Below are 15,184 nucleotides of genomic sequence, written 5' to 3'. Positions count from 1 at the left end.
GGCCAGACCTCGGCGAGCTCCTGCTGCCGCCGCCGCGCGCGGCCGGACACGACGGCGACCGGCGCCCACGCACCGATCAGCCCGAACGCGACCGCCACCGGCGGGGTCCCGGAGACGACCTGGAGCACCAGCGTGGTGAACGCGCCGCAGACGACGCAGAGCGCGACGAAGGTCGTCACCGACACCTGGCCGAGGCCGGCCCGCGCGAGCAGCTCGGTCGCGCGGCCCGACGTACGCGACGAGCCGGGCGGGGTGCGCGGCAGGAAGAACGCGCTCCACACCAGCATCAGCCCGACGCCGACACCGAGCCCGACCAGCGCGCCCACGTCAGCGCTCCCCCGCGAGCAGCCGGTGCACGTCGATCCCGACCCGCTCGTAGCGCTCCGGGTGGGGTGGCCGCCCGCCGGTGCGGCGCAGCTCGCCGCCGCGCCGCTCGAAGATCGACTCGGTCTCGATGACGTCGCTCTCGACCCGGCCCGGGACGCCGACGACCTCGTTGACGCGGCGTACGCCGTGGTGGTCGATGCCGAGGTGGACGACGAGGTCCACGCTGCTGGCGACGGTGGGGACCACGAAGCTGCTGGAGATGTTCTCGCCGGCCAGCAGGGGCAGCGTGCACATCTTGACCAGCGCCTCGCGCGCCGAGTTCGCGTGGATCGTGCACATGCCGGGCAGCCCCGCGTTGAGGGCGAGCAGCAGGTCGAGGCACTCCTCGGCGCGGACCTCGCCGACGATGATCCGGCTCGGGCGCATCCGCAGGCTCTCCTTCACCAGCTCGCGCAGCCGGATCTCGCCGGTGCCCTCCAGCCCGGACTGCCGGGTCTGGAGCGCCACCCAGTCGGGGTGCGGGAAGCGCAGCTCGAAGACCTCCTCGGCGCTGACCACGCGCTCGCCGCCGGGGATCGCCGCGGCCAGGCAGTTGAGGGCGGTCGTCTTGCCCGCTTGGGTCCCTCCGGCGACCAGGATGTTGAGCCCGGCCCGGACCGAGGCCTCGAGGAACGCCGCGGCCTGTGGGGTCAGCGACCCGAGCTCGACCAGGTCGCCGAGGCGCGCAGCGCGGAGGACGAACTTGCGGATGTTGACCGCGGAGAACCCGCGGCTGATGCCCTCGAGCACCACGTGCAGGCGGTGGCCCTCGGGGAGCATGGCGTCGACGAACGGCTGGCTCAGGTCGATCCGGCGGCCGCTCGACTTCAGCATCCGCTCGACGAGCTCCTGGACCTGGGCGCTGGTGAGCACGAGGTTCGTCAGCTCGTGGCGGCCGTTGCGGGCGATGAAGACGCGACTCGGGTCGTTGATCCACACCTCCTCGACCGCCGGGTCCTCGAGGAACGGTTGCAGCGGCCCGAAGCCCGACACCCGGGCGACCAGCTCGCCGACCATCGAGTCGACGTCGGGCACGGGGGCGACCTGCCCGGTCAGGCTCCGGTCGTCGTGCGCGCGGACGACGCCCTCGGCGATCCGGCGCACCACGGCCGCCTCGCGCTGCGGGTCGACGGCCTCGCGTCGTACCAGCTCGCGGACGTGCTGGTCGAGCTGCTCGACGAGCTCGTCGTGCGCGTTCGCGGCGCGTGCGGACGGATGGGTCAAGGACATGGGATCCCCCGAGACGGAACCAGTGGCCGTCAGTCTTTCCGGATCGGCGCCGAGTTCAAACCGCCCTCGGGGAGACCTGTGGACAACGGGACCGATGAGGCGGTTGAGGCGCTCGACAGGTCCAGCCTGGCATTGCCGAACGAGTCGTTCGGTGCGACCGTCAGGCCGTGACCCACAGCCTGGACGACGCCGCTGCCGAGTTCTACGCAGCGCTCGGCGCCGTGCTCGGCGGGGACGCCGGACCGATGCTCGAGCTGTGGTCGCACGAGGACGACGTCAGCTACATGAGCCCGTTCGGCGAGCTGCTCCGAGGCTGGGAGCCGATCCGCGCGTCCTGGACGGGGCAGGCGGAGGCGCAGCTGGGCGGAGTGGTCCGGGGCGAGGAGCTGCACCTCGTCGAGGGCGACCTGCTCGGCTTCGCCGTCGGGTTCGAGCGCGGCGAGGTGCTGGTCGACGGAACGCCGACCCCGGTCGACATCCGCGCGACCAGCATCTTCCGCCGCGAGGACGGTCGCTGGCGGATGGTCGGGCACCACACCGACCCGCTCGGCTGAGCCGCTCCCTGCGACCGGCCGGGACGTCATACGAGGTGGTCGCCTCGGCAGCCAGGTCGCATGACGTCCCGGGCGACCCCGGGCGGACGTCATACGGAGCGGTCGCCCCGGCAACCAGGTCGTATGACGGCCCGGGTGCGACCGGGGGAACGTCATACGAGGTGGTCGCTCCAGCAACCAGGTCGTATGACGTTCTCAGCACGCACGGACCGAGGGCGCCACTCGCCGGTCAGAACTCCCGACTCAACGGGTCAGAACTCCCGACTCAACTGGTCAGAACCCTCGACTCAACCGGGCGACAGCCGGCCGCGGCGGAGGAGGAGGTCAGTCCAGTACGCCGGGGGCGACGTCCTCGTCCTCGACCCACTCCTCCGCGGTGTCGAAGACGTCGGGACGACGCTTCTTCTCGTCCTTGCCGTTGCGCCCGCTCCGACCGGCAGCGGTCGAGCCGGTGCCGCGCGCACCCGGGCCGCTGCGACCGCCGGAGGCCGAGCCGCGACGGCCGGCGGCCGCCGAGGACCCGCCGCGTGACGTGGCGCCGGTCCGTGCCGTGCCGCCGGTCCGTGCCGCGGCGCCGGTCCGGGCCGCGCCGGTCGAGCCGGAGGTGACCGAGCCCGCGCCGACGCCGCCGGAGCGGCCGAGCGCGCCACTCACCCCGGTGCGAGCCGTCGCACCGATGCCGCGGACCGCGCCGGCCGCGGTACCGCCGTTGCTGACGATGGGGGCGACCGCGCCGCCGCGGATCCCGCCCGCGGTGATGCCGGTGCCGAGCAGTCCGCCGGCCGCGCCACCGGCAGCAGCACCGGCCAGACCGACCCCGGTGCCGGCGCTGACGCCGCTCGCGGGAGCGCCGGTCGAGCCGCCGAGCACGCCGCCGGCGGTGCCGCCCGTCGCGGGCAGCCCGGCCGGGTCGACGGGGCCGCCGCCCTGCGGCGAGCCCACTCCCGAGGTCCCGCCCGGGTCGGTGCCCGGGTCCGCCGGGTCGTAGCCGGGCCCGGGGTCGGGCACGGGGACCGGGCCCGGGTGCCCGCCGGTGTGGCCGGGACCGCCGGTGTGGCCGACGTGACCCGAGCCGCCCGAGCCCACCGAGCCGCCGGAGCTGCCGGAGCTGCCGGAGCCACCCCGGACACCGCCGCCCCGCGTGCCGCCGCCCTGGTCGGTGGGCTCGGGGTCCGGCTCTCCGTGGATCTTCTTCATCGTCGCGGTGGACCGCTGGAAGACGTGGTCCATGGCGTCGGCCTGCGCCTTCGCGCGGGCCTCGTGGTCGGCGTACGCCGCCTGGTACTGCTGGTGCGCCTGACGGTTCTGCGCCTCGGCCCGGAGATCGGTCTTCGTCGGCGGCCCCACGGGGCGCTGGTACGCCGGCGGCTCGCTGAGCGGCTGCGCGGCCAGGCGCTGCTGCTCGGCCCGTGCCGCCCGGATGGCGTCGGCGGCATCGGCCAGCGCCGCGGCGCCCTCGGTGAGCTCGGCGCCCTTGTCGTGCATCCCGGTCGCGGAGCGGTGGAAGGCGGCGTCGACCGCAGGGCCGGTGCGCCCCCCGATCCGGTCCTTCACCTGCGGGGAGGCCGTCTCCAGCGCGAGGGCGATCTGGGTGAGGATGTCCTTGCAGCGCCGCCACTCGTTCGCACTGAGCTCGATGGCGCTCTCATGGGCGCCGTCGAGGGCGCGGTCGAGCCGGGCGCGCTGGGGTCCGTTCGCCACGTCAGTCCCCCTCGGTCGGCAGGGTGCAGGCGGAGTTCGTCTCGAAGCTCGGCGCCGCCACGCAGGCGGTGGACGTCGCGAGGTTGCTGAGCGCGGTCGCGCTCGAGGCGTCGGTCTCGCCGAGGTCGTCGACGAACCCGGCGAGGTTCTCGCGGTAGCCGCGCAGGCCGGCGGCCATCTGCAGGACCGCGTGCGAGACCTTCTGCTGGGCGACGCCGCTGTGGTGGCTCAGCTGGCCACCGGCGTCCGACCCGCCGAACACGGCGCCGATCGGCCCGACGTTGTTGTCCTCCAGGTCGTCGGCGCGCTTGCCGAGCATCCCCCGGACGTCGTCGATGAGGTCTTCGGGCAGCCCGAGCTCCCCGAGCATGTCCAACGCGTACATCTGGTGGTGTTCCTTCCCCCGAACGAAGGCCTGCTGCGTCACCGGCCACCTACCCCCCGGCTCCGGGGACCGAAACCTCCCACCGGCTAGATTTCCGGCAACCTCTCGGACCAGGAGCCTCTCGATGCGCCGCACCGCCGCCCCCGCCCGACTCCTCTTCCCCGGCCGACCGCCGGGTCACCCGCTGGGCCCGTCGCTGGGCCCGTCGCTGGTCCTCTCGCTGGTCCTCGCCGCCGGCCTGCTGACGGGCTGCAGCGGCAGCGACGACCCCCCGAGCACCGCAGCGAGCAGCCCGTCCGGCGGGTCGTCGTCGGCGAGCCCCACCGACGACGCCAGCACGGCCTCCGGACCCGCGCTGACGCTGCCGCACAGCACCGTGTCGGCCCCGGCAGGCTGGAAGGACACCCGTCAGATCGTCCGGGGCAAGGTCGCCGTCCGCAGCGCGGACTCCGCCTCCTTCATCTCCCTCGGCGAGATCGAGGCGTTCGGGTCGACAGCCGGCCCCGAGGAGCTCGGCCGGAACCGGCTCGCCGCCGAGGTGTCCCCCCGCAAGCCGGAGCTGCTGGCGCCGGCGACGCTCGACGGCGTCCCCGCGTACCACGTGGCCGGGTTCGTGAGTGAACGCGAGTACCTCGAGGAGTACGGCGCGATCCGCGACGACCGGATCGTCACCCTGACCTTCTCGTTCGACAAGTCCGTGCCGGAGGAGGAGCGCCGGGCGGTCGTCGACGAGGTGCTGCCGACGTTCCGCTGGCGGTGAGCCGCGGGACCGCCCAGCAGGAGATCAGCGGTAGCGCAGCGTGCCCGGGAACCAGTGGTCGGTCCACAGCTTCTCGGTGCGCACCCGGGCGCCGGAGTACGGCGCGTGCAGCACCCACCGATGGCCGTGGCTCGACCCCGCGTAGATGCCGACGTGGTAGACGCCGCCACCGTCGGTGAAGAAGATCAGGTCGCCGCGACGCATCGCGGAGCGCTTGATGTGGCGGGCGAAGTGCGCCTGTGCCGACGACGTGCGCGGCATGTGCCGGAAGCCGGCCTTGCGGAAGGAGTAGAACGTCAGCCCCGAGCAGTCGAACGCGTTCGGGCCGGCGGCGCCGTACCGGTAGGGCTCGCCCTTCTGGTGGGCGGCGATCGTGGCCGCGCTGGAGACCCGGCGGGCGGAGCGGCCGAGCGCGGGCCGCTGGGCGGAGCGCTCCCCGGCGTGGGTGACCGGGCGGTCCGGCGCCGTGGCGGCGCGGCCGGGGGTGGCGGGCGCGGTGCTGAGCAGGCCGACGGCGAGCGCGCCGCTCGCGAGCAGCCGGACACCGGTGCTGCGCGAGGCGCGCGCGACGGCAGGCAGGGTGGGCAGGGTGGGCATGCGGGTGGTTTCCTTCCCACGCCTGTGAGGTGAGCTGTCGGGTTCGGGCGAGAAGGTGCCCGGCCACCGGCTGGTGGCTTCACCCCGAGCGGCGGGGGCCGCGTGGAACGGTGGGTCCCCCACTCCTGCCTGTCCGTGGACGGTCGACGGCTCCGGGTGGCAGAACTCGGCGTGCCCGGGCCGGTGTCGCGTGGTGCGACCGGTCCCGGACCGTAGCCGGACCACCCGCCCGCAAGCCAACCGGAACGGTGTGGTTTCCCGTGGTCCGGGCCACACTCCCCGCCTGGGACCGGCTGCCGGATGGTCGAAGGTCACACAGTTACACGCCTGTCACCCGGCCCTCGTCGAGCCGCACCACCCGGTCGGCGACCTCCCACACCCGGGGGTCGTGGGTGGCGACCAGCACCGCGGAGCCGGCTCGGGCGGCGGCAGCGATCACGGTGACGACCTGGGCCACGTGGTCGTCGTCCTGGTGCCCGGTCGGCTCGTCGAGCACGGCCAGCCGCGGGCCGAGCAGCAGCGCCCGGGCGACCGCGGTCCGCTGCTGCTCGCCGAGGGAGGTCTCGCGGACCCCGCGCTGCGTGAACGCCGCCAGGTCCAGCTGCTCGGCGAGCCGGGCGAACGCCTCAGCCGGATCGACGCGGGCGCGGTAGGCCGGCAGGCAGACGTTGTCCTCGACGCTGAGGCCGGCGAGCAGCCCGTGCTGCTGCGGTACGACGGCGACGACCGACCAGTCCGCGGCACCGGTGGCGGGCCGGCCGTCGACGGTCACCGTCCCGCGGTCCGGCGTCTCGAGGCCGGCAGCGAGGTGGCACAGGGTGCTCTTGCCCGACCCCGACGGTCCGGCCAGCGCCACCAGCTCGCCCGGGGCGACGGTGAGGCTCACGTGGTGGAGCACCTCGACCCGGCGGCCCCGGGCGCCGTACCCGTGGCCGACCTCGTGGACGGTCAGCCCGACGGCGGCGTGCCGCCCGGTCACGACGGCTCCTGCGGCCGGCGGAGCCGGACCTGGTCGCCGTCGGCCTCGACGACGACCCGGCGGTCGGGGAACAGGTCGAGCAGCTCGGGCGGCAGCTGGAGCCGGCCGGTCGCGTCGATCACCGCCGCGGCGGTCCGCCGGCCCGAGGTCTCGCTCGAGACGACGCCGTGGCGCAGCCGGAGGAGCCGGTCGGCCCGGTGGGTCACCCGGTCGTCGTGGCTGCTGATGACGACCGTCGACCCCGCAGCGGCGACGTCGAGGAGCGCGTCCATCACCCGGTCGGCGTTGGCGTGGTCGAGCTCCGCGGTCGGCTCGTCCGCGACGACCAGCGCGGGCCGGCCCACCAGGGCCATCGCCACCGCGAGCCGCTGCTGCTCGCCACCCGACAGGGCGTCGCTGCGGTGCCGGGCCCGGTCGGCGAGCCCGACGGCCTCCAGCGCCGCGGCGGGCTGGTCGCGGCCGGCACCCCGCCAGCCGGCGACCTGGCGCAGCTGGTCGAGCGCGCGCAGGTGCGGGAAGACCGCGGCCGAGGCGCGCTGGGGCACGAACCCGATCCGGCGCCGTCGAAGCCCGCGCAGCTCGCGGGTGGAGGCCGTCCCGACGTCGCTGCCGAGCACCGTGAGCCGTCCCGCGCTGGGGCGGTCGCGGGCACCGAGGAGCGTCAGCAGGCTGCTCTTGCCGCTGCCGGAGGGGCCGGCGACCACGGTGAGCGCCCCGGGGTGCAGCTCGAGCCCGATCCCCCGCAGCGCGTGGGTCTCCCCCGTGACGGAGCGGAAGACCTTCACCAGGTCCTCGCAGGTCACGGTCCCGTCCAGGGCCCTCCCCAGGTCAGTCGCCGGCACGGAGCACCTCCGCGGCCGACCGGCGCCGGGCCAGCACGGTGCCGAGCAGCCACGCGGCGAGGACGAGGAGCGCCAGCACCGCGAGGAGCGCGACGGCGTCGGCGAGACCGGCCCGGGGCCGCGTGAGCGGCGGGACGCCGGCCGCGGCGTCGATCGTCGACGGGCCGAGGACCAGCACGGCGACGGCGACCGTCGCGGCCAGCACGCCGGCCGCGACGGCGTACCCGACCTCCCAGGCGCGTGCCCGGGCCAGGTCGCCGGCGGCGTACCCCATCCGGCGCAGCAGCACGTCGGAGACCGTGTCCCGGTCGGCGAGCCGCAGCACCAGCACCAGGCCGGCGGCCAGGGCGAGGGCCAGGGCGACCGCGCCGAGCGCGAGCACGTAGCCGGCCGCCCACGTGGAGGCCACCAGCCCGGCGTCGATCCGGGCCTGGGCGGCGGTCGTGACGGCGCCGCTGGTCTCGAAGCGGGCGTCGGTCAGCTGCGAGCGCAGGTCGGCGACCGGGCGGCTGCTCCACACGGTGGAGGTGAAGGCACCCGCGTCGTCGCTGGTCGCGCCGCGCACCCGGGGGTCGACCACCGGCGGGGTCCGCCCGAGCACCTTGAAGAGCCGGCGGCTGTCGATGACGACCGTCATCGTGCCGGTCTCGCGCTCGGAGCCGGGGAAGGCGGGGACGACGCCGAGGACGGAGACCGGGACCGTCGACCCGGCGGTGAAGCTGAGGACCGCCTGGTCGCCGGCGACCAGGTCGGTGTCACCGGCGAGGATCACCGGGAGCCCCTTCGCCGGGCGGGCCAGGTCGGGCACCAGGTCACGGCCGGCGTCGAGCTCGCCCGAGCCGCCCCAGTCCGCGACGTCGGCGAAGGTGTCGGGGTCGATGGCCAGCACGGGGACCTCCCCGAACACCGGCGGCACCGAGACGCCCCGGCTCCACACCACTGTGCTGTCGGGGACCGGTGGCGTCACGGCCCGGTCGGTGCCCTCCGGGTCGGTGCCGTGGCCGCGCAGGTCCTCGGCGACCTCGATGCTCGAGGCCGACCCGGTGAGGGCCGCGGTCTTGTCGGCGACGCCCTCGTCGATGCCGCGCTGCACGGAGAGGGTGTACGCGAACAGCCCGAGCGCGACGGCGACGACGCCGGCCAGGGCGTAGACCTCGCGGACCACCGGTCCGCTGCGCCGGGCCGCGAGCCAGCGCGGGGTGCCCGGCCGGGCCCGGGTACGCCGGCGGGCGCGCAGCCAGCCGAGGCCGCGCAGCACCAGCAGCGCGACGCTGGCGGCGACCAGGAACGGGAAGACGGTCGTGAGCGGGGTGCTGCTGCGCTTCCCGACGTCGACGGTCAGCACGGCAACGGTCACGACGGCCGTCGCGGCGAGCAGCGCGCTGCCCCACGGAACCGCCGTGCGGGCACCGCCCAGGCGGGAGACCCGGTCGAGCCGGTCCGTGGTGAACCCGGCCACCCCGGCCGCTGCCGCCAGCAGCACCAGGGCCAGGCCCGCCGCCACCGCCGCCCGTTGCACCTGCGCCGCCGTGAGCGCGATCGGCTCCGCCGACCCGGGACCGGCCACCGCGACACCGAGGTGGGCCAGGGCGAGGCCCGCGGGCACCGCCAGCACGCACGCGAGCAGCACCTCGAGCGCGGCGAGCCCGGCCAGCTCGACGGGTCGCAGCCCGAGGCCGGTGGCCAGGAGCTGCTCGCGCCGCCGGCTCAGCCCGAGCAGCACCCACGCGGCGACGAGCAGGACCACCGCGAGCACCTCGCCGCCGACGGCGTACGGACGGACCTGCTCGCGCGCGGAGTCCGCGGTGCGGTCGGCCGCCTCGACGATGACGGGCAGCCCGGTGATGACGCTGGGCGCGGCGCCCTCGGGCCTCCCGGTCGCGAAGTCGCCGTAGAGGTCGCTCCCGCCGTCGAACGCGTCGTCGTTGAAGGCGTCGACGGCGGCGACCGCCGCATGGGCCTCGTCGGGGGTCACGTCCGGGTCCAGCCGGAGGTCGGCGACGTAGAGCGGGTCCGCGTCGATGCGCGGGGCGACCCGGTCGAAGGTCGCCTTGTCCACGACCGCGATCGGCGCCGGCACGCTCGGCTCCTGGGGGTCGAACGGGACGAAGAGCCGGTCGGAGTCCGGTTGGTCCGCCACGGCCTGCGGGAGCGTCGACCCGGCCGCGGCGTCGAAGGTGCCGGCCAGCACGACCGGGACCAGCGCGGGCTTGTCGCCGAAGAAGGTGTCGACGGTGCCCAGCCGGAACGGGTCGCCGACCTCGAGACCGAGCTCGCGGGCGGTCGCGGACGTGAGCCAGACCCCGTCGGTGACGGGCTCGCCGCCGAGCGCCTCGACCGCGCCGTCGCGGTACCAGACGACCGCCGGCGCCTGCCGGTCCCCCGCGACCGCGACCCCGTGCTTCGACAGGCTCTGGGCGGTGCCGGACGCGGTGAGGGTCGGCTCGCCGTACGCCGGGATCGCGGCCAGCCGGTCGAGCACGGCCGCCTCGGCGCGGTTGCTCAGCGGCGCGTCCCAGGTGACCCGGAGGTCGCCCGACTCCTTGCCGTAGGGGTTGCCCGCGGTCGCCGTGAGGCCGTCGGTCAGCGCCGTCGCGCGGGCGGTGTCGACGAACAGCGGAGGGGCGACCACGGAGGCCACGAGCAGGGTCGCGGCCACGAGGAGCAGCCCGAGCCACCCCGGCGTGCGCAGCAGGCGGAACGGCGCGGCCCGCCACAGCGGTGGGACGGCCGGCCGGGTCACCGGGTCAGACTACGGTCGCGGGGGCCTCGTCCACCTCCGCCACGAGGTCCGCGATCGAGTCGACGACGCGGGTAGGCCGGTAGGGGAAGGTCTCCACCTGCTCGGGCCGCGTCGACCCGGTGGTGACCAGCACGGTCCGCAGCCCGGCCTCGAGCCCGCTGATGATGTCGGTGTCCATCCGGTCGCCGATCATCACGGTCGTCTCCGAGTGCGCCTCGAGCCGGTTGAGCGCGCTGCGCATCATCAGCGGGTTCGGCTTGCCGATGAAGTACGGCGTCCGCCCGGTCGCGGTGCTGATGAGAGCGGCCACCGAGCCGGTCGCCGGCAGCAGGCCGTGCTGGCTGGGGCCGCTCGGGTCGGGGTTGGTGGCGATGAACCGCGCACCGGCGGCGATCAGCCGGATCGCCCGGGTGATCGCCTCGAACGAGTAGGTGCGGGTCTCCCCGAGCACGACGTAGTCGGGGTCGCGGTCGGTCATCACGTAGCCGATGTCGTGGAGCGCCGTGGTCAGGCCGGCCTCGCCGACGACGTACGCCGTGCCCTGCGGCCGCTGCTCGGCGAGGAACTGGGCGGTCGCCAGTGCCGAGGTCCAGATCGCGTCCTCGGGCACGTCGATGCCGCTGCCGAGCAGCCGGGCCCGCAGGTCGCGGGGGGTGAAGATCGAGTTGTTGGTGAGGACGAGGAAGCGCCGGCCGGACGCCTTCAGCGCCTCGATGAACTCCTGGGCGCCCGGGATCGGCACCTCCTCGTGCACCAGCACGCCGTCCATGTCGGTCAGCCAGGTCTCCACCGGACGTGAGGTCATGGGGCCATCATCTCAACGGCGCGGCAGCAGCACGTCGATGCCGGCGGCTGGGTCGTCGCCGAGGACCCGGCCCCCGAGCGCCTCCACGACCGTGCGGGCCTGGGCGATCCGGTCGGGAACGTCGTCGTGGTGCTCGTTGCCGTGCTCCTCCAAGCGGCTCTCGGACTGCACGTGCACCCGCAGCTGGCCGCCCTCCTCGCCGTTGAAGACCAGCCGCACGGGGCCGGAGCCGCGGCGCACGACGTCGGCGAGGAGCAGGTCCGTGACGTGCTCGACCGGGCCCGGGGTGTAGGTGAGGGCGAGGTTGCCCTCCGCTGCCGCGCTCAGGGTGCGGCTGCGGGCGCTGAGCCGGTCGGCCCAGCGCTGGGCCAGCTGGGTGGCCAGGTCGACGAGTGGCAGCTCCGCGCCGGCGACCAGGCTGCCGCGCCGGGACATCTCGACCAGCTCTCCGGCAACGGTGCTGACCGAGTCGACCGCGTCGAGGCTCCGTGCCGCCGCCTGCTTGACGTCGGTCGGCACGTCGTCGCGCAGGGTGAGGTCCTCCAGCTCCAGGCGGAGGCCGGTGAGCGGGGTCTTGAGCACGTGCGACGCGTGCTCGGCGAACTGGCGCTCCCGGTGCACCCGGTCCTCGAGCTGGGTCGCGCTGGTGCGCAGGGCGTTCGAGATCGCGCGCGCCTCGGGGATCCGGGTGTTCGGGAGCTCGAGGTCGAAGCGGCCGCGGCCGAGGTTGCCCGCAGCGACCGCGAGCCGCTGGAACGGCGCGGACAGCAGCGAGGCGATGATGAAGCCGACGAGACCGGCGACGACCGCGATCAGCACGAAGAGCGCGGCCAGGGCGCCGAGGTCGCGCCCGATGATGTCCTTGATGACCTGGTCGGACTGGCTCATGGTGATCGTGCCGGCGTCGATGGTCGCGCTCGCGGACATGTCCTGCGCCGGGTCGTCGGTGCCGTCGTAGTCCGTGCCGTGAGTCACGACCGTGGCGCCGTCGGTCGACGCGTACTCGATGCGCGCGTCGTCACCGACCACGGACCGCAGGAAGGCCTCGTCGACCGCGCCGCCGGCGGCGAGCCGGTCCTCGGCGATCGCCGCGACCAGCTCCACCTCCTGGTGCAGGTGCGCGGACTCCTGCTCCCGGATCAGGTCGCGGAGCACGAACGAGCGGACCACCCCGGCGCCGAGCAGCAGGACGACGGTGAGGAGGACGAACGCGATCGTGAGACGTTCACGCATCGGGGGTGCCGCCTTCGAGGCGGAACCCCACGCCTCGAACGGCCACGACGCGATCCGTCACACCCACGCTCTCGAGCTTCTGGCGCAACCGACCGATCGTGACGTCGAGCGTCTTGGTCGAGCCGTACCAGTTCTCGTCCCACACGTCGGCCATCAGCCGGCCGCGGGAGACGACCTTGTCCCGGTTGGCGGCGAGGATGTTCAGCACCTCGAACTCCTTGCCGGTCAGCGGGACCTCCTCCTCGCCGGCGTAGACGCGGCGTGCGTCCACGTCGATCCGCAGCCCGTCGGTCGGACCGTCGGCGGTGCCGGCAGCGGCGGAGGTACGGCGCAGCAGGGCGCGGACCCGCGCCTGCAGCTCGGCCAGGCCGAACGGCTTGGCCAGGTAGTCGTCGGCCCCGTAGTCGAGGCCGACCACCCGGTCGAGCTCGCCCGCCCGGGCCGTGACGATCATGATCGCTCCCTCGAAGCCCGCCTCCCGAGCGCGCCGGCAGACCTCGAGCCCGTCGATGTCGGGCAGGCCGAGGTCCAAGATGACCACCTCGGGAGCGGTCGACAGGCTGTCCAGCGCCTTCTGGCCGCTGTCGACCCACGACACGTCGTACCCCTCGCGCTCCAGCGTGCGGACCAGGGGGAACGCGATGTCCTCCTCGTCCTCCACGACAAGAACTCGATGCGCCATGGGAGCGAGCATAGGGCCCACGAGCGGGGCGTCGGAGTCAGTCGTCACTGTTCGACCCCGCTCCCGCGCCCACCGGCGTGGCGGGCGCGGCCCGGGCGCGCCTGCTCCCGGTCGTCACGAGCAGGAGCAGCAGACCGGCGGAGCCGGTCGCGAGCAGCCAGAGAAGCGGTTCGGCCGCGAACAGGTAGGCGTAGCCGACGTACGGGAGCGCGAAGGCGACGCGCGGGACGACGGTGTCGCCGGGCTGGAGCAGCCAGGGGTCGGGCGCTGCGTTCGCGTCCCCCTGGGTGCGGATCCCGTCGGGCCCGATCGCGACGATCCGGTGGGTGACCATCCCGTCGACGTGCGCCGACGGCGGGGGCCGGAAGGTGATCACGTCGCCGGTGCGCAGGTCGTCGACGGGGACCAGGCGCTCGTAGACGACGGCGCCGCGCGGGATGCCGCCCGGCCGGTCACCGTCCATCGAGCTGCTGCTCATGACGTAGCGCTGGAGGCCGAGGCCGATGGGGAGCAGGACGAGGACCGAGACCGGTCCCAGGACGACGGCGAGCGCGACCAGCCGCCCCCACGGCGTCGACGCCGTGCGGTGCGGGGAGGTCGTGATCTCCATGTGGGGAACTTTCCGAGAGAGGGTCGTGCGGACCGCCCGTCCGGCGCGCCCCCCAAGCGCGCCGGCCGAGACCGTCCGTGTGTCACCGGTGCCGGGTCCTCCCGTCCGCGCTCCCCCCAGGTGCGCGGCCGGTCCTCCCGGTCACCTCGCGAGTGTCATCCACTCCACGATTCAGCACCGACATCCGAGTTGACCCAGTTGTACGCCGCCGATGCCGGAGCACCCTGGTTGGCGAACGGCGCGTCGTCCGGGAGCGACACGGTGAAGGTGAACGTGCTCGATCCCCCCGGATCGAGGACGCCGACGTCCTGTGCGACGTCGCTCATGGCGGCGAAGTCGCCGTCGTAGAGCGACCTGCCGTCCTGCTCGATCTTCAGCTGCAGCTCGCCGTCGGCGAACGGCGACGGGTCGCCGGTCTCCTGGAACGTGAGTCGGGACGGCTGACCACCCGAGTTGCGGATGGTCACGCTGCGCGAGACGGACTGACCGGGCTCGATCTTCGAGATGGTCAACGTCGCGCCCTGGTTGTCGTCGGCCAGCAGCCGGATCCCGGAGGAACCGTCGCCGGCGTTGGACCACGGCACACCCATCAGCATGGCCACGAGACCAGCGGCCACGATGCTGCCGACAGGAAGGATGAACTTCCTGGCCGTGGTGACAGCATTCGCGGTGCTCATCGACATAGCAGTCATGGACGCCCCCGGTACCTCTGCGATTCGTCCTCCAACGTAGGCCGGGCGGGTGCACGGAAGATCCACGCGATGTCCAAGGAACATCCACCGTTCGGTAACAGTCACCCGAACAGGTCGCCACGCTCCGCGACGCGCTCCAGGACCTCCTCGAAACGCAGCTGACCGAGGCCGTCGACGTCCTCGGCGCCCTCCTCGACCTCGTCCCACGACACGGGGGTGGCGACGGTCGGGAGCTCGCGGCCGCGCAGGGAGTACGGCGCGATCGTGGTCTTCGAGCCCGCGTTCTGCGACCAGTCGAGGAAGACCTTCCCGGTCCGCCGCGACTTGGTCATCGTCGCGGTGACCAGCGCCGGGTGCTCGCGCTGGAGCTCCTCGGCGACCTCCTTGGCCAGCGCGGTCGACTCGTCGGGGGGCAGCCGCTTCGGCAGGGTGGCGTAGAGGTGCAGCCCCTTGCTGCCGCTGGTCACCGGGCGGGCCTCGAGGTCGCGCTCGGCGAGCCGCTCGCGCACCAGCAGGGCCACCTGGCAGCACTCGTGCAGACCGGCCGGCTCCCCCGGGTCGAGGTCGATCACCAGGCGGTCGGCACCGCGCGGCCGGCCCTTGCCGTCCACGGTCCACTGGTGCACGTGCAGCTCCAGGGCGGCGAGGTTGACCAGCCAGGTGAGGGTGGCGAGGTCGTCGACGATCGGGAAGACCAGGGTGTCCCCGTTCTTGCTGGGGCCCCGGGACCCGGTCGTGGGGACCTTCGCGGTGTGCACCCAGGAGGGAGTGCCGTTCGGGACGTTCTTCTCGAAGAAGCTGCCGTCCTGGACGCCGTGCGGCCAGCGGATCCGGGTGACGCACCGACCCGCGAGGTGCGGCAGCAGCACGGGCGCGACCTGGGCGTAGTAGTTGAGCACCTCGCCCTTGGTGGTCCCGGTGCGCGGGTAGAGCACCTTGTGCAGGTTGCTGATGGTCAGGGTGCGGCCGTCGACGTCGACCCGCAGCTCTTCTCTCTCGGGCATG

At 74.3% G+C, this 15,184-nt stretch carries 15 protein-coding genes, 1 pseudogene and 1 riboswitch; of the genes and pseudogenes, 2 read left to right on the top strand and 14 right to left on the bottom strand.

What is annotated here, in order from left to right:
• Window positions 1-326: pseudogene (locus ACILQ5_RS05400) on the bottom strand (type II secretion system protein F); the annotation flags it as partial.
• Between the two features lies 1 nt (window position 327).
• Window positions 328-1,596 (bottom strand): CpaF family protein, encoded by a 1,269-nt coding sequence (locus ACILQ5_RS05395; RefSeq protein WP_395656943.1) that lies wholly within the window; start codon window positions 1,594-1,596, stop codon window positions 328-330.
• Window positions 1,597-1,763: 167 nt separating this feature from the next.
• On the opposite strand from ACILQ5_RS05395, the gene ACILQ5_RS05390 reads away from it, so the two are divergent.
• Window positions 1,764-2,150 carry a YybH family protein gene (locus ACILQ5_RS05390; RefSeq protein WP_395656942.1) on the top strand — a complete coding sequence of 129 codons (387 nt, stop codon included), beginning with the start codon at window positions 1,764-1,766 and terminating at the stop codon, window positions 2,148-2,150.
• 324 nt (window positions 2,151-2,474) lie between these two features.
• Here the strand turns inward: ACILQ5_RS05390 and ACILQ5_RS05385 are convergent, their stop codons facing one another.
• A complete protein-coding gene (locus ACILQ5_RS05385; protein WP_395656941.1) occupies window positions 2,475-3,851 on the bottom strand; it encodes a hypothetical protein in 1,377 nt (458 codons plus the stop codon).
• A 1-nt stretch (window position 3,852) separates the two neighbouring features.
• Window positions 3,853-4,236 (bottom strand): hypothetical protein, encoded by a 384-nt coding sequence (locus ACILQ5_RS05380; RefSeq protein WP_395656940.1) that lies wholly within the window; start codon window positions 4,234-4,236, stop codon window positions 3,853-3,855.
• Between the two features lie 124 nt (window positions 4,237-4,360).
• Between ACILQ5_RS05380 and ACILQ5_RS05375 the strand changes: the two genes are divergently transcribed.
• Window positions 4,361-4,996 carry a hypothetical protein gene (locus ACILQ5_RS05375; protein ID WP_395656939.1) on the top strand — a complete coding sequence of 212 codons (636 nt, stop codon included), beginning with the start codon at window positions 4,361-4,363 and terminating at the stop codon, window positions 4,994-4,996.
• Window positions 4,997-5,020: 24 nt separating this feature from the next.
• On the opposite strand, the gene ACILQ5_RS05370 is transcribed toward ACILQ5_RS05375, so the two are convergent.
• The 10 genes from ACILQ5_RS05370 to ligD all read right to left on the bottom strand — a co-directional run bounded on the left by ACILQ5_RS05370 (window position 5,021) and on the right by ligD (window position 15,183).
• Window positions 5,021-5,593 carry a C40 family peptidase gene (locus ACILQ5_RS05370; protein ID WP_395656938.1) on the bottom strand — a complete coding sequence of 191 codons (573 nt, stop codon included), beginning with the start codon at window positions 5,591-5,593 and terminating at the stop codon, window positions 5,021-5,023.
• 7 nt (window positions 5,594-5,600) lie between these two features.
• A riboswitch (cyclic di-AMP (ydaO/yuaA leader) is annotated at window positions 5,601-5,745 on the bottom strand.
• A gap of 167 nt (window positions 5,746-5,912) precedes the next feature.
• Window positions 5,913-6,572: an ABC transporter ATP-binding protein gene (locus tag ACILQ5_RS05365; RefSeq protein ID WP_395656937.1), complete on the bottom strand. Its 660-nt coding sequence runs from the start codon at window positions 6,570-6,572 to the stop codon at window positions 5,913-5,915.
• Entirely contained in the window at window positions 6,569-7,414 is an 846-nt protein-coding gene (locus ACILQ5_RS05360; protein ID WP_395656936.1) for an ABC transporter ATP-binding protein, read from the bottom strand. The genes ACILQ5_RS05365 and ACILQ5_RS05360 overlap by 4 nt, the downstream gene beginning before the upstream one ends.
• Window positions 7,401-10,157: a hypothetical protein gene (locus ACILQ5_RS05355; RefSeq protein WP_395656935.1), complete on the bottom strand. Its 2,757-nt coding sequence runs from the start codon at window positions 10,155-10,157 to the stop codon at window positions 7,401-7,403. The genes ACILQ5_RS05360 and ACILQ5_RS05355 overlap by 14 nt, the downstream gene beginning before the upstream one ends.
• Before the next feature lie 4 nt (window positions 10,158-10,161).
• Window positions 10,162-10,962: an HAD-IIA family hydrolase gene (locus ACILQ5_RS05350; RefSeq protein ID WP_395656934.1), complete on the bottom strand. Its 801-nt coding sequence runs from the start codon at window positions 10,960-10,962 to the stop codon at window positions 10,162-10,164.
• A 12-nt stretch (window positions 10,963-10,974) separates the two neighbouring features.
• Window positions 10,975-12,195, bottom strand: coding sequence for a histidine kinase dimerization/phospho-acceptor domain-containing protein (locus ACILQ5_RS05345; protein ID WP_395656933.1), 1,221 nt, complete (start codon window positions 12,193-12,195; stop codon window positions 10,975-10,977).
• A complete protein-coding gene (locus tag ACILQ5_RS05340; protein ID WP_395656932.1) occupies window positions 12,188-12,877 on the bottom strand; it encodes a response regulator transcription factor in 690 nt (229 codons plus the stop codon). The genes ACILQ5_RS05345 and ACILQ5_RS05340 overlap by 8 nt, the downstream gene beginning before the upstream one ends.
• Window positions 12,878-12,914: 37 nt before the next feature.
• Window positions 12,915-13,487, bottom strand: a complete 573-nt coding sequence (locus tag ACILQ5_RS05335; RefSeq protein ID WP_395656931.1) for a hypothetical protein — start codon at window positions 13,485-13,487, stop codon at window positions 12,915-12,917.
• A gap of 155 nt (window positions 13,488-13,642) precedes the next feature.
• Complete coding sequence (locus tag ACILQ5_RS05330; protein WP_395656930.1) at window positions 13,643-14,263, bottom strand: hypothetical protein; 621 nt, start codon at window positions 14,261-14,263, stop codon at window positions 13,643-13,645.
• A 17-nt stretch (window positions 14,264-14,280) separates the two neighbouring features.
• Complete coding sequence (ligD, locus tag ACILQ5_RS05325; RefSeq protein ID WP_395656929.1) at window positions 14,281-15,183, bottom strand: non-homologous end-joining DNA ligase; 903 nt, start codon at window positions 15,181-15,183, stop codon at window positions 14,281-14,283.
• Between the last annotated feature and the right edge of the window lies 1 nt (window position 15,184).

It is taken from the genome of Nocardioides sp., from assembly GCF_044226305.1.
In the GTDB taxonomy this organism is placed as follows: Bacteria; Actinomycetota; Actinomycetes; order Propionibacteriales; family Nocardioidaceae; genus Nocardioides.
This window is presented reverse-complemented; position numbering and strand designations above follow the sequence as displayed.

What these genes read in the sequence shown, in the direction of transcription:
- ACILQ5_RS05395 (WP_395656943.1), bottom strand. Translation starts at nt 1,596, where the DNA reads ATGTCCTTGACCCATCCGTCCGCACGCGCCGCGAACGCGCACGACGAG.
- ACILQ5_RS05345 (WP_395656933.1), bottom strand. Translation starts at nt 12,195, where the DNA reads ATGCGTGAACGTCTCACGATCGCGTTCGTCCTCCTCACCGTCGTCCTG.
- ACILQ5_RS05380 (WP_395656940.1), bottom strand. Translation starts at nt 4,236, where the DNA reads ATGTACGCGTTGGACATGCTCGGGGAGCTCGGGCTGCCCGAAGACCTC.
- ACILQ5_RS05375 (WP_395656939.1), top strand. Translation starts at nt 4,361, where the DNA reads ATGCGCCGCACCGCCGCCCCCGCCCGACTCCTCTTCCCCGGCCGACCG.
- ACILQ5_RS05370 (WP_395656938.1), bottom strand. Translation starts at nt 5,593, where the DNA reads ATGCCCACCCTGCCCACCCTGCCTGCCGTCGCGCGCGCCTCGCGCAGC.
- ligD (WP_395656929.1), bottom strand. Translation starts at nt 15,183, where the DNA reads ATGCCCGAGAGAGAAGAGCTGCGGGTCGACGTCGACGGCCGCACCCTG.
- ACILQ5_RS05330 (WP_395656930.1), bottom strand. Translation starts at nt 14,263, where the DNA reads ATGTTCCTTGGACATCGCGTGGATCTTCCGTGCACCCGCCCGGCCTAC.
- ACILQ5_RS05340 (WP_395656932.1), bottom strand. Translation starts at nt 12,877, where the DNA reads ATGGCGCATCGAGTTCTTGTCGTGGAGGACGAGGAGGACATCGCGTTC.
- ACILQ5_RS05335 (WP_395656931.1), bottom strand. Translation starts at nt 13,487, where the DNA reads ATGGAGATCACGACCTCCCCGCACCGCACGGCGTCGACGCCGTGGGGG.
- ACILQ5_RS05350 (WP_395656934.1), bottom strand. Translation starts at nt 10,962, where the DNA reads ATGACCTCACGTCCGGTGGAGACCTGGCTGACCGACATGGACGGCGTG.